The organism is Aquabacterium sp. A7-Y, assembly GCF_026153205.1.
Classification (GTDB): Bacteria; Pseudomonadota; Gammaproteobacteria; order Burkholderiales; family Burkholderiaceae_C; genus Caldimonas.
In genome coordinates this window covers 97,256-111,470 of record NZ_JAPFBW010000008.1, presented here as the reverse complement: position 1 = coordinate 111,470, position 14,215 = coordinate 97,256, and the positions used below count along the sequence as shown (strand labels likewise).

Below are 14,215 nucleotides of genomic sequence, written 5' to 3'. Positions count from 1 at the left end.
CCCGATCCGTCCTTGGTCCGCCAAGGAACGGAAGGCGTCCCTGGTGGCGTCCACGTCACCGTCACACAGTTTGCCATCGGTGAGGCAGACCCATTCCCGCGCGTCACGTCGCGCAGTTGCAGCACTTACATCTCCTGTGCCTCTCCGCGGTCGACATTGTGACCGCGCCTACTACCTTTCATTTCGACGAGCGCGCCGATGAACATCTCATCGGCGCAGAAGCGAAAGGAGCCACACCATGGGGTTTTCGATAGAGGGCCGAACTTCGGGCTTCAGTCAGTTCTATCGCTACACCGATTCTGCGCACGCCGCAGACGGAGAGAATCACCCGCCGTCGCTCATTCCCGGCACGCAAGCACGGAAGTCGGGGGAGATCGACCCGGCCGCCCGCGCGAAGGCGGAAGAGATCCTGAGCAGTTCGGAAACCAACTTCATCGGAGAGAACAGTTTCGAAGATCGCATGGCACGCCTGGTGAAGGAACTGGCCGCCAACGACGGAAAGCCGCAGTACCAGGCGGACCTGGTGAGCGCGATCATCGAACTGGATCAGGGCGAGTTCGACAGCTGGCTGCGCCCGGAGATTCTTCAAAACGCGCTCGACGAGAAGCGCATTACATCGCAGGAGCGCGACAAGGCCCGGCAAGGCTTCCAGAATGCGGTGGACTACTGCGCGGCGCCGGGAGACCGGCTGAAAGGTCTGTTGCCGCCGCCCCCTCCCATGGTCGGTCCGACGCCGCCACCCCCGCCACCGCCGACCGTGGACGAGGCAAAGCGTTACATCGAAATCAGGCTCGATCAGAACACGGGACCCTGGGGGTGGCCGAACGACGTTTCCCACCAGGAATTGCTGGAGATCACGAACCAGTTCAGTCAACTTCGCCCGGAGCAACGCAACGACCTGCTGAGGCGGCTCGACGACGGACAGCTGAAGGTCTGGGCAGGCGAGGGGACGAGCGATCCGTCGGGAACCTTCTGGGGCGGCCTCACCGGCGAGGAGCAGCAGGAGTTGATGAATGTCGTGGTGGAGGGCGCCGATCTGCAGCAGTTGCAGCGATTGCAGCATGCCTTCGCCGATCCGGACTATGAGAAGCCCTTCCGGGAGGCCGTTGCCAAGAAGGCGCCGGCGGCCACCAAGGAAGCGTTGATCAAGGATCTTGCCGACGATGTCGAAAACGACCCCGAGGCAGCGCGCTTTTCGGCACAACTGATCGCGTCGCTGCAAGGCGACCCGCCCGCCGTCGCTCGGGTGCTCGACTCGCTCACGCGGGCGCAGTTGGAAGCGCTCGTCCACGCGTGCGTCAAGCAAGACACGATCAACGTCGGCAACGGCTTCGTCCTGGTCACCTACGATACGTCGCTGCTTTCACCGCTTCTCGAGACCGCCGCAGCGATGCCTGCCTCACCCGAGTCGGCCGAGGTCAAAGCCATTCTCTTCGAGCAGGCAGCGCTTCACCTGAAGGAGCTCGCCGCCTTGCGGGATCCGAGCACCGCCGCAACAACCCGGGCTGCCGGACAGGCCTTCGCGGTGACTCCCGAACAAGTCGAGCAACTGACCTCGTCGCTCTCCCGGATCCTGACCAGCGACACCAACGGCGTGATGCGGGCGCTGGAGACCGGCTCCCCGTCCCGGTTGGGGCGCGGCATTTCGGCCTTTACCGAGCAGATGATCCGGCAGGGCCGAAACGACGAAATCAAGGCCATCATCGACAAGCTCAGTCGCGGCAATGATCTCAACGAGGACCCGTCTGCGCGCTTCAAGGCGCCGGACGGGCGCAATGCGCAAGTCCTCGGCTACTTCGTCGGATCGATCCAGGCGAGCGTGCGGAACATCAGCAAGGATGCCGAGGCGCAGGCCGAGTTGCTGAAGGCCATATTCTCAGCCAGCGGTTACGACGCCGCTGCTGCGGCCGGCGGGGTACTCATCGACGCCGTTGTCGATGTCGAGACAGAGGGCCAGAAGAAGCGAGGTGACGAGCTCGTTGAGTCGGCTTACCCGCGTGACCCGGACGGCCAGCCTGTCGAAGCCGTGAACCCGGAGACGGTCTACGATACGGCGGCGCTCCGCGTCATCCAGCACAACACCTGATGAGCTGTTGTGGGACGCGTGCGCCGTGAAGGGCCTCACGCGGAGGGTGGGCAGACCGGTGTGGGTTCGGCAGCTGCCGCAGTCTGGTCGGCGACCCGCACCGCGTCCGCGGCGCCAAGCAGGCCCGCGAGTTCGAGCGGTCGCACGTCGTTGGCAGCGTTCCGTCGCTGGAACACATAAGCGCACTGACCGCGAGGAAGGTCGACACCTTCGTCGCTGTAAAGCACCGGCACGTCGCCCTTCGGCGCAGTGGCGAACAAGTCGGCCACCGACGGCAAGGATGCGAGGTACTCCAGGTAGGCCGGCATGAGCGACGACAGTCGCTCCTGGTTGGACGATGCAGCGTTCACGGCCCCGCCGAGGTCCGCGTCCATGTACACCAGCTCGCGAGTGTGCAGATCGAGGTAGGCGACGTACTTCGTCAGTGCATCGCCTTTGAGCGGGAAGACCATTTGCGCGCGCGCTGCTTCGAAGAGCCCGCCGGCGCGTGCGTCCTCTCCCCACTGGAGCGCTGCACAAACCTCCTCCGCCGCCGAGAACTTGATGCGGTTGTAGGCCAGCACGTTCCACACGGCATAACGCACGCCCCGCGCGTTCAAGGCTTTGAGGTCCAGGTCGATCAGCTGGCAGGCGCGACCTTCCGAGTCCTTCGAGTTGGTCGGGTCTCCCGAGAAAGCAGCACCTTTCGTTCGGGGAAGATTCCAGCACACGGCGCCGACCGGCTGGAAGCTGCCGGTCAAGAAGACCCAACCGTTGTCGTACCAGATGTTCCCCCCGCCGGTGGTTTTCGCCCGCCAGTAGGAGGCGGTCCGCACCAACGTCACCTCAGGCGGGATCGGAAAGCGGGTGCCCCGGCCATAAGGCGCCAGCTCCTGGTCGTTGGTCGGCAGCTTCACATGTGCCACGGCGGGGTCCACGACAACACCGTGCGGAAGTGCAGACGCCAGACGCGCCGACACCACCTTGTCGATCACACCGAGCAGGGCGGCACGGGCTGGCTCGCCGAGCGGCTGTTTCTCGTTGGGCATGATCCTGGCCCTGGCCCAGGCGCCTCGGGGCGGGTGCATCAGCGTCGCCCGGTCGTTGATCGTCTCGGCGTACTTGCGCAGCTGCAGCAGGCGGGCGGTCGGCAGACGCTCCGCCACGGCGCAGAACCGGTCCACCGCCGAGCTGCCGAAGAGGGTGTACAGCTGGTGCAGGCGGCGAGCCGCCTCGCCGGGCCGCTCGACCACGAGATCGAGCACCGCCTCGTCGCGCGCCTGCAGCAGGCGCTCGATTCGCGCGTTGTGCGTCTCGATCAGACCGCGGTAGAGCCGGTCGTAGGCCGCGCTGACCCTCGGTGCCTGGAAGTCACCCGGGTGGAGACGCGACAACAGGTGCTTGAACAGGTGGGGACGGGCACCGAAGTCTTCGTCCAGGTGCGGCGCCGCTTCGAGCATGGTCACCAATTGCCGGCGGCGCGCGCGGCTGAAGCGGGCGAACTTCACGTCCCCGCGCAGCGAGATGTCCGCATCCGACAGGGCCGCAGCGAGGCGCAGCACGTCGGTGGCGTCCCGGATGTGAATCTCACGCTGATGGTCGAGCGACGCGGCGATCGCCCGGATGCCGTTCTCCTTGAAGCCGAAGGCGCCAAGGTCCAGCGGTCCGCGGCTGGTGCCGAGAAGCTGCAAGGCATGGTCGCGCTGCAGGTCGGTCCAACGGAAGCGAGATGCCGTGAGCGCTGCAGCGATTCGGTCGAAGGCGTCGGTGCCTGCCAGGTCGAGCACCTTGAGCGCCAGGCGCTCGTCCAGCATGGGGCGCTCGGCCGCCTCCTGCGTGAACCATTCGTTCGGGGCGCCCAGGTACATGGAGATCTGGCGAATCCAGTACCCGGCCTGGCTCATCGACAGGACTTCGTCCGGGAAGTTCTTGTAGACGACAAAGTCGGCCATGCGTCGATCCGCGCCGGTGATCCGCTGCAACGCAGGCTCCACCTCGCGCCAGAACCGCTTCAGCTGGGACAACTCCAGCTGACGGAGAGCTTCGAGTGCAGCGATGGACGGTGCATATCCGTAGGACGCAAGGTTCGCCAGCACCGTGCCGAGGTGGGCGCGCTGCTTTGCGCTTGCGCTGGCGGGCGATGTCGGCGCCGGCACGTGGAGGAAACCGTTGGCGACGAGCAGCAGAGAGTCATTCATGTCTCAGCCTTTTGGCTGCGGCCTGTTCGCCGCCATCTTGGCGCCGGCTGAGAACAGGCGAAGCGCGGCGCAAGGCTGAAGTTGTCTGGAGGGCGAGGAAAGCGACCGGGTATTTACCAGGAAAGGGTGAGAAGGAACCCTGGTCTGGCCTCGCCCGCCGGAAGTCTACATGGGGTGCGGCGAGGCGCGCAATCATAGTGACACGTCACCTTTCCTGTGCCCTGCGCCACTCGGTGCCAGTCGGCAGCGCTGTCCCGGCCCGGTATGGACCCACCCTCAGTAGGACACACAGGCTGGGGACCGCACACGGAGCACCGCCTCCTGCTCGAAAAACTGCCGATAGTCCTTGACGATAGCGTCGATGGCAGCCCGGCTCGTCGCGTTGTCGGGGTGCGCCAAGGCAAGAACGTGGGCCGTCTCGCGTTCGATCTCGCCCGAGGCGCCGCGCCACTGCCCAGCAGCGGGCCAGTGTGTCAGCCCTTGCGGAAAACGCGGCGTGATAGCGGTATCAACGAAACCTTGCCAGTCCTCGGCGGACACTGCGCCGCCGGGGCGCGCAGTGCCGAAGTACAAGGTCTCGTTGATCCAACGCTGCTCGCCGGTCCGGCAGCCAACAAGGCCGGGCGTCGTGCATCCGGCCAGTGCCACCGCGGCCGCCAGGACTGTGAGTCCCGCACCCCGGAAGGCCCGGCGAATTGCCACCGAACCGTGCTCGCCAGTGGCTGCCGATCGATCTGCCCTTGCCCCTCGTGTCTTCGCCATGGCAACCTCCAGCGATCCGGTACTGCAGATCCCCGACACAGCGCTGCACTACAGGCGAAGCGTACGGGCCCAGTGCCAATTCTCATGGAAAAGGCGAATTTGTGGCGTGAGCTCGTGCGCATTCACGGGTTCTATCTCGGATAGGGCATGTTGACGTCCTGGCATCGGATCTCGTGCCCGCTCGGTTCTTCAGCAAGATTCCCGGCTGAACGCTTCCACCAGGAAATCGAGAAACACGCGGATCTTCGGAGCGAGATGCTGCCGCGACGCATAGACCGCATAGAGCGTCGTTTCCACGGCGGCCCAGTCGTCCAGTGCAGACTGCAGCCTTCCTTCCCTCAAGTCGCCTTCAACGTAGGGATAGGGAATCAAGCTGAGACCGAAGCCTTCGCGGAGCGCGTCGCGCACAGCCAGGCTCGACGTGACCGAGTAGCGGGTGTCGATGACAACCCGTTCAGTGCGCCCGTCCTTGCTGAATTCCCATTGGTCTGCATGTGCCGAGAGGGTGAACCGAATGCAGTTGTGGGACCTCAGGTCGGAAGGCCTCGTGGGTCTTCCATGTGTCTTGAAGTAGGACGGTGCTGCGCAGAGCACATGCGGCATGACGGCCAGCTTTCTGGCGACCATGCTCGAGTCCTCCAGGTTGTCGCTGCCCCGGATCGCGAGGTCGAAACCGTCCCGAATCAGGTCCACGCGCCTGTCGTCGAGATGGAGATCCAAAGTCAGCTCGGGGTAGCGCGACAAGAAGTGGGGAATCTGCGTAGAGAGCCTGGTGAGTGTCACGGTCATGGGTGCGCTGACACGCAGGATTCCGCTCGGACCTGTCTTGATGGGACACAAGGACCGGTCCGCCTCGGCCAGCGCGTCCAAGGCGCGCGCGACGTGCTCCAGATAGGTTTGGCCCTCCTCGGTCAACGCCATTCGACGTGTCGTCCTGTGGATCAGCCGCGCGCCGACGTGCGCCTCCAACTCCGCAATGTTCTTGCTCACCGCGGCGGGCGACAGGCCGAGCCGCCGTCCGGCTTCCGAGAAGCTCTTCAGCTGGGCCACATGGCGAAAAACCTGAAGGGCGGTATAGCGGTCCATCGGACTATTCTCTCAGGGTGAACTATTTATTTCCCTTCCTGGGGGTTATCAACTGCCGGTGAACTTTCTACGCTTGGCGGACTTTTTCACTTGCCACGAGCCAGATGACCCACCCAACCATTGCCCTGATTGAGCGGCGTGTATCAGCCAACCTATTCGATGCTGGTCATGCGCTGACAAATGCGGAGATCGAGGAGTTGGTGCGCCTCGCCACACGGGCACCGACCGCCTTCAACCTTCAGAACTGGCGCTTTATCGCGCTACGGACGCCGGAGGCGAAGACGCGGTTGCGGGACCTCGCCCACGGGCAGGCGAAAGTGTCGCAAGCCGCTGTCACCTTCATCGTCTGCGGCGTCCTTCCTGATCACGCCGACATCCCGAGGCGACTGTCCTCGTTCATCGAAGCCGGCTTCCTGCCGGTGGCGACGGCGTCGGCCTGGCAGGAAGGCGCACGCGCGCAGTATGCCGACCCCCAGACGTCGCGCGACGAAGCCGTGCGATCCGCCACTCTCGGAGCCGCGACGCTGATCTATGCAGCCGAAGCGATGGGCTTCGTGTCCTGCCCGATGGTCGGATTCGATGCCGAAGGCGTCGTGCGCGAATTCGGACTGGGGCGCAAGGAGGTACCCGTCATGCTCGTAGCGGTCGGCCGCGCCGCGCCCGGAAACTGGCCGCAGAAGCCACGGCGAGCGCTGGCGGAGGTTCTGCAAATCTCATGAGAACGAATGCTTCCGACCTGCTCCTGACCGCCATCGCGCCGGCCATCTGGGGCAGCACCTATATCGTTACCACCGAGTTCTTGGATGGTTTTTCCCCGATGGCTGTCGCCATGCTGCGCGCACTGCCGGCAGGGCTGCTGTTGCTCCTGGTCGTCCGACAACTGCCGAGAGGCATCTGGTGGGTGCGGACGTTCACGCTCGGCGCGCTGAACTTCTCGATCTTCCTGAGCATGCTGTTCATTTCGGCCTACCGGCTTCCCGGCGGGGTGGCCGCCACAGTGTCAGCGGTACAGCCGTTTCTGGTGGTTTTCCTGGCCTACTTCGTGCTCGCAAGTCCGATCCGGCGGGTCTCCGTTGTCGCTGCCCTGGTCGGAGCCGCAGGCGTGGCACTGCTGGTCCTGACCCCGGAGGCCTCGCTCGATCCGATCGGCATCGTGGCGGGGCTTGCTGGAGCCGCCTCGATGGCCTGCGGGACGGTACTGAGCCGCAAGTGGCAGCCGCCGGTATCGCTGCTCACATTGACTGCGTGGCAACTGACCGCGGGTGGGCTTCTTCTGGTTCCGGTCGTCTTCCTTCTTGAGCCCGCCATTCCCGTCCCGACCCTGAGCAACCTGCTTGCGCTGATGTGGCTCGGTCTGGTGGGCATGGCGCTGACCTATGTTCTGTGGTTGCGGGGGGTCGTACGCCTGGAGTCATCGGCGGTTTCGCCGCTGCTCTTGCTCAGCCCCGTGACTGCCGTGCTGCTGGGCTGGTTGTTCCTGGATCAGGCACTGACCGGGCTCCAGATGGCCGGTGGCCTGCTTGTCGTCGTCAGCATCTGGCTGGGTCAACGTGCTCATCGGGGATCTGAGCGTCTGCTCAAGACGCCTGCGAGAGCATGACGAATCGAGCCTCCCTGTCGCTGCCACCATTGCACGGCACACGTGGACTGTCTCGGCCCCGCCGACGGGTGCCGGCCAAGGACGTGCAGCGCTTTGAGCGCGTGACGCCAGGCGAGTCGCTGCTCTGCTGCCGTGGCCGGCCCTTGGGGAGCAGAGGGCGGGGGCTTCGCCCCGCCGCAACCGCTACGGTGCACCCGCTTCTGTGACCGCGTAGTGCGTCGCGTTGCCTGCGTCTTGCATGTTGAAAGATCCCATTGATTGATTCATCAATAATCGTTCTGGCGACCCTTTGCATGCCCGCTTTCGCAGCCACAGGGTTGCGTGGACAGCGCTTCAAGATGGAGCTATGTCCCGGTGGACAAACTCCAAGACCTCAAGTCACTTGAGACGCAAAGGCTGGGCGATGAAATACTTGGAACATGAAGGGCTCGTGACCATCGGCGTGTTGGCCGAACGCACGGGCGTGAGCGTGCCGACGATCCGCTACTACGAGGAGATCGGCCTCATCCCACCAGCGCAGCGGCGCCCCAGCGGGCACCGTATCTACGATGCGGCCGCGCAGGAGTTGCTGGCCTTCATCCGCAGTTGCCGCGACTTCAGTTTCTCCATCGAGCAGGTGCGGGCGCTGGTGTCCTTGTCGGACAGCGCGGAGCGCGACTGCGTCCAAGCCCGTGACATCGCGCAAAGGCACTTGGACGAGGTGCGCAACAAGCTCACTGAACTGCGCGAACTCGAGTGCAGCCTTGCCAGCTTCGTGGCGTCTTGCACCGACACCTGCTCGCCGGCGGAGCTGCGCCGAAGTGCGCCGTCCTGAAAGATCTCGGCCGCGCCGCGCGGGCTGTGCCTGTATGTCCTCGATGGCCCATGGCCATCCAGCGCCGTTCACCATGTGGCGAGTCGTTTGAGTGGTTGCGGTGTCCATCCACGCAACGGTTACTTTCAATCTGATGATTTCCATTGACATGCGATGAGCCAAGCTCGCGGCTATCCAAGCTCAAGGAGTCGCAGTCATGTTGAGAAGCCGTGCTGGCCAAACGCCGCGCATGCAAGGTCCCACCCGCCGGCGGGCATCGCGCGTCCCGCACCCGAAAGGTCTTGCGGTGCTCGCGCTGGCCGCCCAGGCCGCCGTTCTGGCCGGCGCCGCCCACGCGGCGGACACGTCGTGGACGGGCGCCTCCGGGCAGCCCTATTGGGATCTGCCCGGCAACTGGTCGGCCGGCGCGCCAGCCGATCTGGCGTCGCGCGCACTGCTCGGCGAGGCGGACACCGAGTTGCGCCGTGGCGACTTCAAGGCGGGTCAGCTGCTCGGCAGCGGCCGGCTGGCCGTCAGCGGCGGCACGCTGGAGCTGAAGGGCGCAGGCTCGCAGCTGGGCCACCTCACCCAGACCGGCGGCGAGCTTTCCGGCATCGCGGACCTGACGGTCCGATCGCTTGACCTGAAGGGCGGGAATTTGATGCTGTCCGGGAAGGTCACTGTCCAGGGAACCGCGCGCTTGAGCGGCGCGACGACCCAACTCGACTTCAACACGAAGCTGGACCTGTTGGGCGATACCTATATGGAGGGCAGTTTCGACACCGTGCTCGGAGGCCTGCACGTCGGTGCCGGCGGCACCTTGCATGACCAGTCGACCGAACCGGACCGCCGGCTCTGGTCTTTCGGCGCCATCGAGATCGACGGCCGCTACGTCAAGACCGGCTCGGGGGCGACCGCCCTCGACCTCTACGCGGACTACCTGTTCGAGAACCGCGGTGTGATCGATGTGCAGGAAGGCACGCTCGGGTTCAACCACAACGAAGCGGGCGGGAGGTGGCACAACGCGGGCGAGCTGCACGTGCGCGAGGGGGCCGGCGCCTATCTGAGCATGACCCGCGACTATGCCGCCTCCAACAGCGGTCGCATCCGCGTCGATGGGCGCATGAACCTGTGGCTGGGCGGGTCCGGCTTCGGCAGCTCCGGGGAATTCGTGGTCGGCAAGACCGGCCGGCTGTTCGTCGAACAGATTTCCTACTGGGGCTTCACGCGTTTCAGCGGAGGTCTCCATAACGACGGCAGCGTCACCTTGTCGGCGTATGTCCATCCCGACGATCCCGGCACGGGCGAGCCGCGCAACGACTTCTCGATCGGCGGCGCGGGCCTGACGGGCCGCGGGCATCTGGAACTGGTCGAGGCGCGCCTGACGACGGGCGACCTCAACAACGACGGCAGCCTGCACGCCAAGGGATACAGCGAGCTGGTCACAGGCGCCCTCGACAACCGGGGCCGCCTCCGACTGGACGACTACAGCGACCTGATCGCCACGAGCTATGTCCAGACGGCCGCCGAGGCCGAGTTCTGGCTCGCGGGGCATGCCAAGGCGGAGACCTTCCTGCTGGCCGATGGTGTCATCGGCGCGGGCGGCGAAGACCGCGTCGGCATCGGCGGACTCGAAGGCGACACCCGCTTCGAGGGCGTCACGATGGAGGTCGACGTCGCCCTGGATGACAGCGCCGACCGGCTGGTGATCGCCGGTGCGGTGGATCTCGGCGGCGAAGTTTTCCTCAACTTCCTCGATGGCCTCACCTACGGCACCTTCCGCATCCTGGAGGTGAACGGCACGATGACCGGCCGGTTCAACAGCTTTGCCAGCAACATCGACCCCGCAAGCTACCGCTACAGCTTCACCTACGGCAAGGGCTTCGTGGACCTGACGGTGGCCGCGGTGCCCGAGCCGGGCACCTATGCCTTGATGGGCCTGGGCCTGATAGGGGTGGCCGCATGGCGCCGCCGGCGTGCCTCGGCCGGGTGATGACGCGCAGTGCCACGACGAACACCTGAAGGTTCGTCGTGCCGGCTGGAGGCCGGCGCGTGCGTGGCATCGGCGCGGGGTAGCAGGGCGGTCGGCCACCTATGCACCTTGATGCCGACATGCCGAAGCTGGCCGGCGTGCGGATTGCCAGCAGCGCACTCAGGCCTGCCGCCACGTCAAGACCACTCGCGTCAGTGCCGGCGCTCAAGAGAAGGAGGACGCCGGAGAGCAGCACTAGACAGAGGGTGAGACGCATCATGAAGCTTCCTGTCAACGTGAGATCCCAGGCCGGTCATTCGTCGAGATTGCGGACCTCCAGAGTCACCGGCGCCGTGATGGTGAACACTCGTCCCTGGCTCGTTTGGACCCGCACATCGACGAAGAACACGCCGTTGAACAGGCTCGGCACAGAGCCTGTGATCCTGCCCGTCGATGCGTCGAGCAGGAGCCCCGGGGGCCACGGCGCCAACGGGTTGACGGCAAAGGTGTAGGCGAGTCCCTCCGCCAACTCCGTCCCGTTGCCGAGGATATCGGGCCACCAGTTGAAGTCGGAGTTGGGGGGACTCCAGCGCTCGCCGTAGCTGATCTCCACCGGCGACTCCCCCCCGATCCAGACGAGAAAGGTCTGGGTACTCTGCGTGCCGTTGAGGTCGATGCGCAAGGTGATGGCGTAGCGCTGTTGCGGCTGCGGCCGCTCCGCCACGCCGGCGATGCGGCCGGTCGCGGGGTCCAGGGACAGCCCGACGGGCAACGGCGTTCCGGGCGCCGTCTGGTTCTCGATGCTGTACTCGTAGAAGGCGCCGGGAATCGGCGTGATCGCCGGCGACACTTCAAACGGGCTGCCCAGCCAGGCGGTGACCTGCGACGGGTAGGCACTGCCACTGAAGCCGGTGGAGGTTTTGTTGTCCCGCTCCTGCTCGAGGAATACCGTGCGACCGTTGCCGGTCACCGTGACCGCCACGCGGAACTGCTGGCTGCCCGCGCCGCTGACCGTGCCCGAAATGGTGCCGGTGGTCGGGTGAAGGGTCAGGCCGGGCGGCAATGCCCCCCGGCTGATGCTGTACTGGACCGTCACCCCCGGGTCGGGGTTCCAGAAGTCGTTCATCGGTGCCAGGTTGACCACGTCGCCGACCTGCCAGCTATAGGTGACGCTGTGGGTGAACGTGTACAGCAAGGACGGGCCCCACACCTGAAGGCCCACATTCTGATCCACTGAATTGCTCACGCCCGACGCGGCCAGACGCACCACGAAGCTGAACGAGCCCATTTCCAAGGGCGTGCCGACCAGCGCGCAGTCGCTGCGCAGCGTCATGCCCTCGGGCAAGTGGCCCGAGCCCAGCGAACACCTCGGAGAATGTCCGTTCAAACCCGTGAAAGTGGGCGCGATGATCGAGGAACGGAAGAGTTCGGCATCGCCGCTGTAGGACATCGAAATGGCCAGCGTCTCATCGCTGCTGCCCCCGCCTCCGCCCCCGCCGCAGGCAGACAGCAGCACCACCGCGACAATAGCCGCGGCACGACGGCACGCGGCCGTCAAAACCATCATCCCCATCAGAACCTCACCCTGAAGCGGCGCAGCCGCTGTTGTTGTCTTGACTGTGATCACCTGCCTGGTCGGCCAGTGTGTGTTGCAAATTATGACTGGACGCTGCAGTTATCGATAGGACACGCGCCCACCCAGGTGGGGGGCCGAGCACTTGCCAACGCGGCTCGGCACAGCGGCAGCGCTTGAGAGCGAAGCGAGCGGGTCCCCCTGGAACGTGTTTGACAAGCTTTCGCAAGCTATCGTGCCCGGTGCATCGGGGCAGACTGAAATAGTCTCCCCGGACACCTATCAGCGGCTATCCAGGTCGCAAGCAGGCGGGCCCGGAGAGCATCAGCGCTTAGCAAGTCGCCAATGCCGCCGGACATCACGGCATAGGTCTCTACGTTGCGAGAAAGCATCCCCCGACAATCAGTCACACCTGCAATTTTTCGGCTCCCACAGAATCGGCGCCACCTATCAAAGGGAGTTTGCTCATGCTTCAGAAAGCCGTCCTCGGGCTGGCGCTCGCTTGCCTCCTGCCTGCCGCTCACGCGGACAAAGTCACCGCAGGGATGTCCAACATCTCGATCACTTTCACCGATCTCGACCCCAACGACGCGTATGTGCCCGATGCGGTGGACCGCGGTGGCTACGCCGATTTCGAAACCAGCGTCCAGCCGCACAGCGTCTACTCTCCTGACTACTCGGCCGATGGTGGACCGGGGACCTTCCGCTACGACGACGGCCGTTTCGGCATCCAAACGGTCGCCTCCGTCGACTTTTCCACCGAGACGATCCAGAGCTCGCTCGATGTTGCTGCTACTGGGCGGCACTATGGTGCGGAAGGCAGGCGCGTGTGGTCCAACGACGTGTGGCCCACCGAGGGAATGCGGATTGCGCCCAACAGCCGGGTGACCTTCTCGGCCGACGCCTTCTACGACGTGGAGTTCACCACCAGCTGCGGCGAGGGCGCCTGCCCCAGTTTTGACTTCAGCCCGTGGCTTGCACTCAAGGTGTGGACCACGCCGAACTACTACACCCGCGACCAGCTGTGGGGTCGGGCCGGGACCGCGGGCGGCGAGTTCTCGTGGGCGGACGGCGTCAAGCACAACGGCAGCCAGCTGATCTCGCTGAGCTACACGAACACGACCAACGACTGGCTCTATGTGACCTTCGAGTCCAGCTATGAACTGCGCGGGCAGGTCGGTGCGGTGCCTGAGCCCGAGACCTGGGCTTTGATGGTCGGCGGCCTGGGCTTGCTGGTCGCCGCCCGCCGGCGGTCGAAGGCTGGCGCCGGCTCGCACTGACACGGCCGCTTGGTTTTTCACGCTCACGCTGCGCGCGGCCTCGACACGCCGGAATGGCATGCCGTGCGCGCCTGCCTCAATCTCCAGGAGTTCAGCATGTTCAAGAAGCATTTCACCCCTGTGCTGCTTGCCGCGGTTGCCAGCCTCGCGGCGTCGGCCGCTGCAGCGGTGCCCGCCGTCACGGGCCGGACCTCCGTCACCGACCTGACGATGAGCGTTGCCGATTTGCGCCCCGACGACGGCATCGAAGCCGGCTTCACCCTAGGCCGCAGCGGCAGCTGGTATCTGACCGGGTACTATGCGCAGAGCGGGCCGAAGGTCGATAACGACGTGTTCCTGAGCCCTGATGATCTGCAGTTCGACCATCAGCGCGTGACCGCAGGACCGGACAGCTTGCTGGCGGAGGCCACGCTGGAGCAGACGGGCCAAAGCGCTTATCCGCACGCCCACACCTTCACCTGGCTGACCTTGTCGCCCTTTTCCTCGTTCACGCTGAGCGGCGTCGCGCACGCCTCCCTCAACTGCGTGACTGCCTGCGACCACAGCAGCATCGGAGCGTCGGCAAGCCTTCGGTATGAAGGCGAGGAGGTCGGCCTGGTTTCGCTGTATGCCCGCGACCTCACCGCCGGCACGGAATTCCGGGAGGAGCGTGAGTTCTCCTTCACCTTCGACAATCTGTCGGCCCGTCCCGTGAACTTGCTGGTCAGTTTGTCGACCTCGACGACCCTCTACGCAGGCGTCGCTCCCGCCGTGCCGGAGCCGGCCACCACCGCCACCCTGCTGGCGGGCTTGTCGGTCCTGGGCGCTTTGCGTGCACGGGGGGCGTCGCGTCGTCGCAAGGGAGGCGCCTGAACCTCGGGCTGCCGATCGCCGCCCGGCCGAGCCG

The 14,215-nt window shown here is 65.3% G+C and carries 11 protein-coding genes; 7 read left to right on the top strand and 4 right to left on the bottom strand.

Annotation, left to right across the window (positions count from 1 at the left end; genetic code table 11):
- Window positions 1-238 precede the first annotated feature (238 nt).
- The gene (locus tag OOT46_RS09120) at window positions 239-2,086 is read left to right on the top strand and encodes a hypothetical protein (protein WP_265403286.1); all 1,848 of its coding nucleotides are present in this window, start codon (window positions 239-241) and stop codon (window positions 2,084-2,086) included.
- Window positions 2,087-2,121: 35 nt separating this feature from the next.
- Here the strand turns inward: OOT46_RS09120 and OOT46_RS09115 are convergent, their stop codons facing one another.
- The 3 genes from OOT46_RS09115 to OOT46_RS09105 all read right to left on the bottom strand — a co-directional run bounded on the left by OOT46_RS09115 (window position 2,122) and on the right by OOT46_RS09105 (window position 6,111).
- A complete protein-coding gene (locus OOT46_RS09115; protein WP_265403285.1) occupies window positions 2,122-4,263 on the bottom strand; it encodes a hypothetical protein in 2,142 nt (713 codons plus the stop codon).
- Window positions 4,264-4,539: 276 nt separating this feature from the next.
- On the bottom strand, window positions 4,540-4,911 hold the full coding sequence (locus tag OOT46_RS09110; RefSeq protein ID WP_265403284.1) for a DUF3574 domain-containing protein: 372 nt from the start codon (window positions 4,909-4,911) through the stop codon (window positions 4,540-4,542).
- A 303-nt stretch (window positions 4,912-5,214) separates the two neighbouring features.
- The gene (locus OOT46_RS09105; RefSeq protein ID WP_265403283.1) at window positions 5,215-6,111 is read right to left on the bottom strand and encodes a LysR family transcriptional regulator; all 897 of its coding nucleotides are present in this window, start codon (window positions 6,109-6,111) and stop codon (window positions 5,215-5,217) included.
- 104 nt (window positions 6,112-6,215) lie between these two features.
- On the opposite strand from OOT46_RS09105, the gene OOT46_RS09100 reads away from it, so the two are divergent.
- The 4 genes from OOT46_RS09100 to OOT46_RS09085 all read left to right on the top strand — a co-directional run bounded on the left by OOT46_RS09100 (window position 6,216) and on the right by OOT46_RS09085 (window position 10,497).
- Complete coding sequence (locus tag OOT46_RS09100) at window positions 6,216-6,830, top strand: nitroreductase family protein (protein ID WP_265403282.1); 615 nt, start codon at window positions 6,216-6,218, stop codon at window positions 6,828-6,830.
- Window positions 6,827-7,711 (top strand): DMT family transporter, encoded by an 885-nt coding sequence (locus OOT46_RS09095; protein WP_265403281.1) that lies wholly within the window; start codon window positions 6,827-6,829, stop codon window positions 7,709-7,711. Before OOT46_RS09100 ends, OOT46_RS09095 begins: the two co-directional genes overlap by 4 nt.
- Before the next feature lie 403 nt (window positions 7,712-8,114).
- A complete protein-coding gene (locus OOT46_RS09090; protein ID WP_265403280.1) occupies window positions 8,115-8,525 on the top strand; it encodes a MerR family transcriptional regulator in 411 nt (136 codons plus the stop codon).
- Between the two features lie 229 nt (window positions 8,526-8,754).
- Window positions 8,755-10,497 (top strand): PEP-CTERM sorting domain-containing protein, encoded by a 1,743-nt coding sequence (locus tag OOT46_RS09085; protein ID WP_265403279.1) that lies wholly within the window; start codon window positions 8,755-8,757, stop codon window positions 10,495-10,497.
- Between the two features lie 292 nt (window positions 10,498-10,789).
- Here the strand turns inward: OOT46_RS09085 and OOT46_RS09080 are convergent, their stop codons facing one another.
- Entirely contained in the window at window positions 10,790-12,103 is a 1,314-nt protein-coding gene (locus OOT46_RS09080; protein WP_265403278.1) for an Ig domain-containing protein, read from the bottom strand.
- A gap of 413 nt (window positions 12,104-12,516) precedes the next feature.
- On the opposite strand from OOT46_RS09080, the gene OOT46_RS09075 reads away from it, so the two are divergent.
- Together OOT46_RS09075 and OOT46_RS09070 are read left to right on the top strand one after the other, a co-directional pair.
- Window positions 12,517-13,329, top strand: coding sequence for a PEP-CTERM sorting domain-containing protein (locus OOT46_RS09075; RefSeq protein ID WP_265403277.1), 813 nt, complete (start codon window positions 12,517-12,519; stop codon window positions 13,327-13,329).
- Window positions 13,330-13,425: 96 nt separating this feature from the next.
- Entirely contained in the window at window positions 13,426-14,181 is a 756-nt protein-coding gene (locus tag OOT46_RS09070) for a PEP-CTERM sorting domain-containing protein (RefSeq protein WP_265403276.1), read from the top strand.
- The last annotated feature ends 34 nt before the right edge of the window (window positions 14,182-14,215 follow it).

Excerpts from the sequence above, each read along its gene's own strand:
- OOT46_RS09085 (WP_265403279.1), top strand. The coding sequence starts at position 8,755 with ATGCAAGGTCCCACCCGCCGGCGGGCATCGCGCGTCCCGCACCCGAAA.
- OOT46_RS09115 (WP_265403285.1), bottom strand. The coding sequence starts at position 4,263 with ATGAATGACTCTCTGCTGCTCGTCGCCAACGGTTTCCTCCACGTGCCG.
- OOT46_RS09070 (WP_265403276.1), top strand. The coding sequence starts at position 13,426 with ATGTTCAAGAAGCATTTCACCCCTGTGCTGCTTGCCGCGGTTGCCAGC.
- OOT46_RS09100 (WP_265403282.1), top strand. The coding sequence starts at position 6,216 with ATGACCCACCCAACCATTGCCCTGATTGAGCGGCGTGTATCAGCCAAC.
- OOT46_RS09105 (WP_265403283.1), bottom strand. The coding sequence starts at position 6,111 with ATGGACCGCTATACCGCCCTTCAGGTTTTTCGCCATGTGGCCCAGCTG.
- OOT46_RS09095 (WP_265403281.1), top strand. The coding sequence starts at position 6,827 with ATGAGAACGAATGCTTCCGACCTGCTCCTGACCGCCATCGCGCCGGCC.
- OOT46_RS09120 (WP_265403286.1), top strand. The coding sequence starts at position 239 with ATGGGGTTTTCGATAGAGGGCCGAACTTCGGGCTTCAGTCAGTTCTAT.
- OOT46_RS09075 (WP_265403277.1), top strand. The coding sequence starts at position 12,517 with ATGCTTCAGAAAGCCGTCCTCGGGCTGGCGCTCGCTTGCCTCCTGCCT.
- OOT46_RS09090 (WP_265403280.1), top strand. The coding sequence starts at position 8,115 with ATGAAATACTTGGAACATGAAGGGCTCGTGACCATCGGCGTGTTGGCC.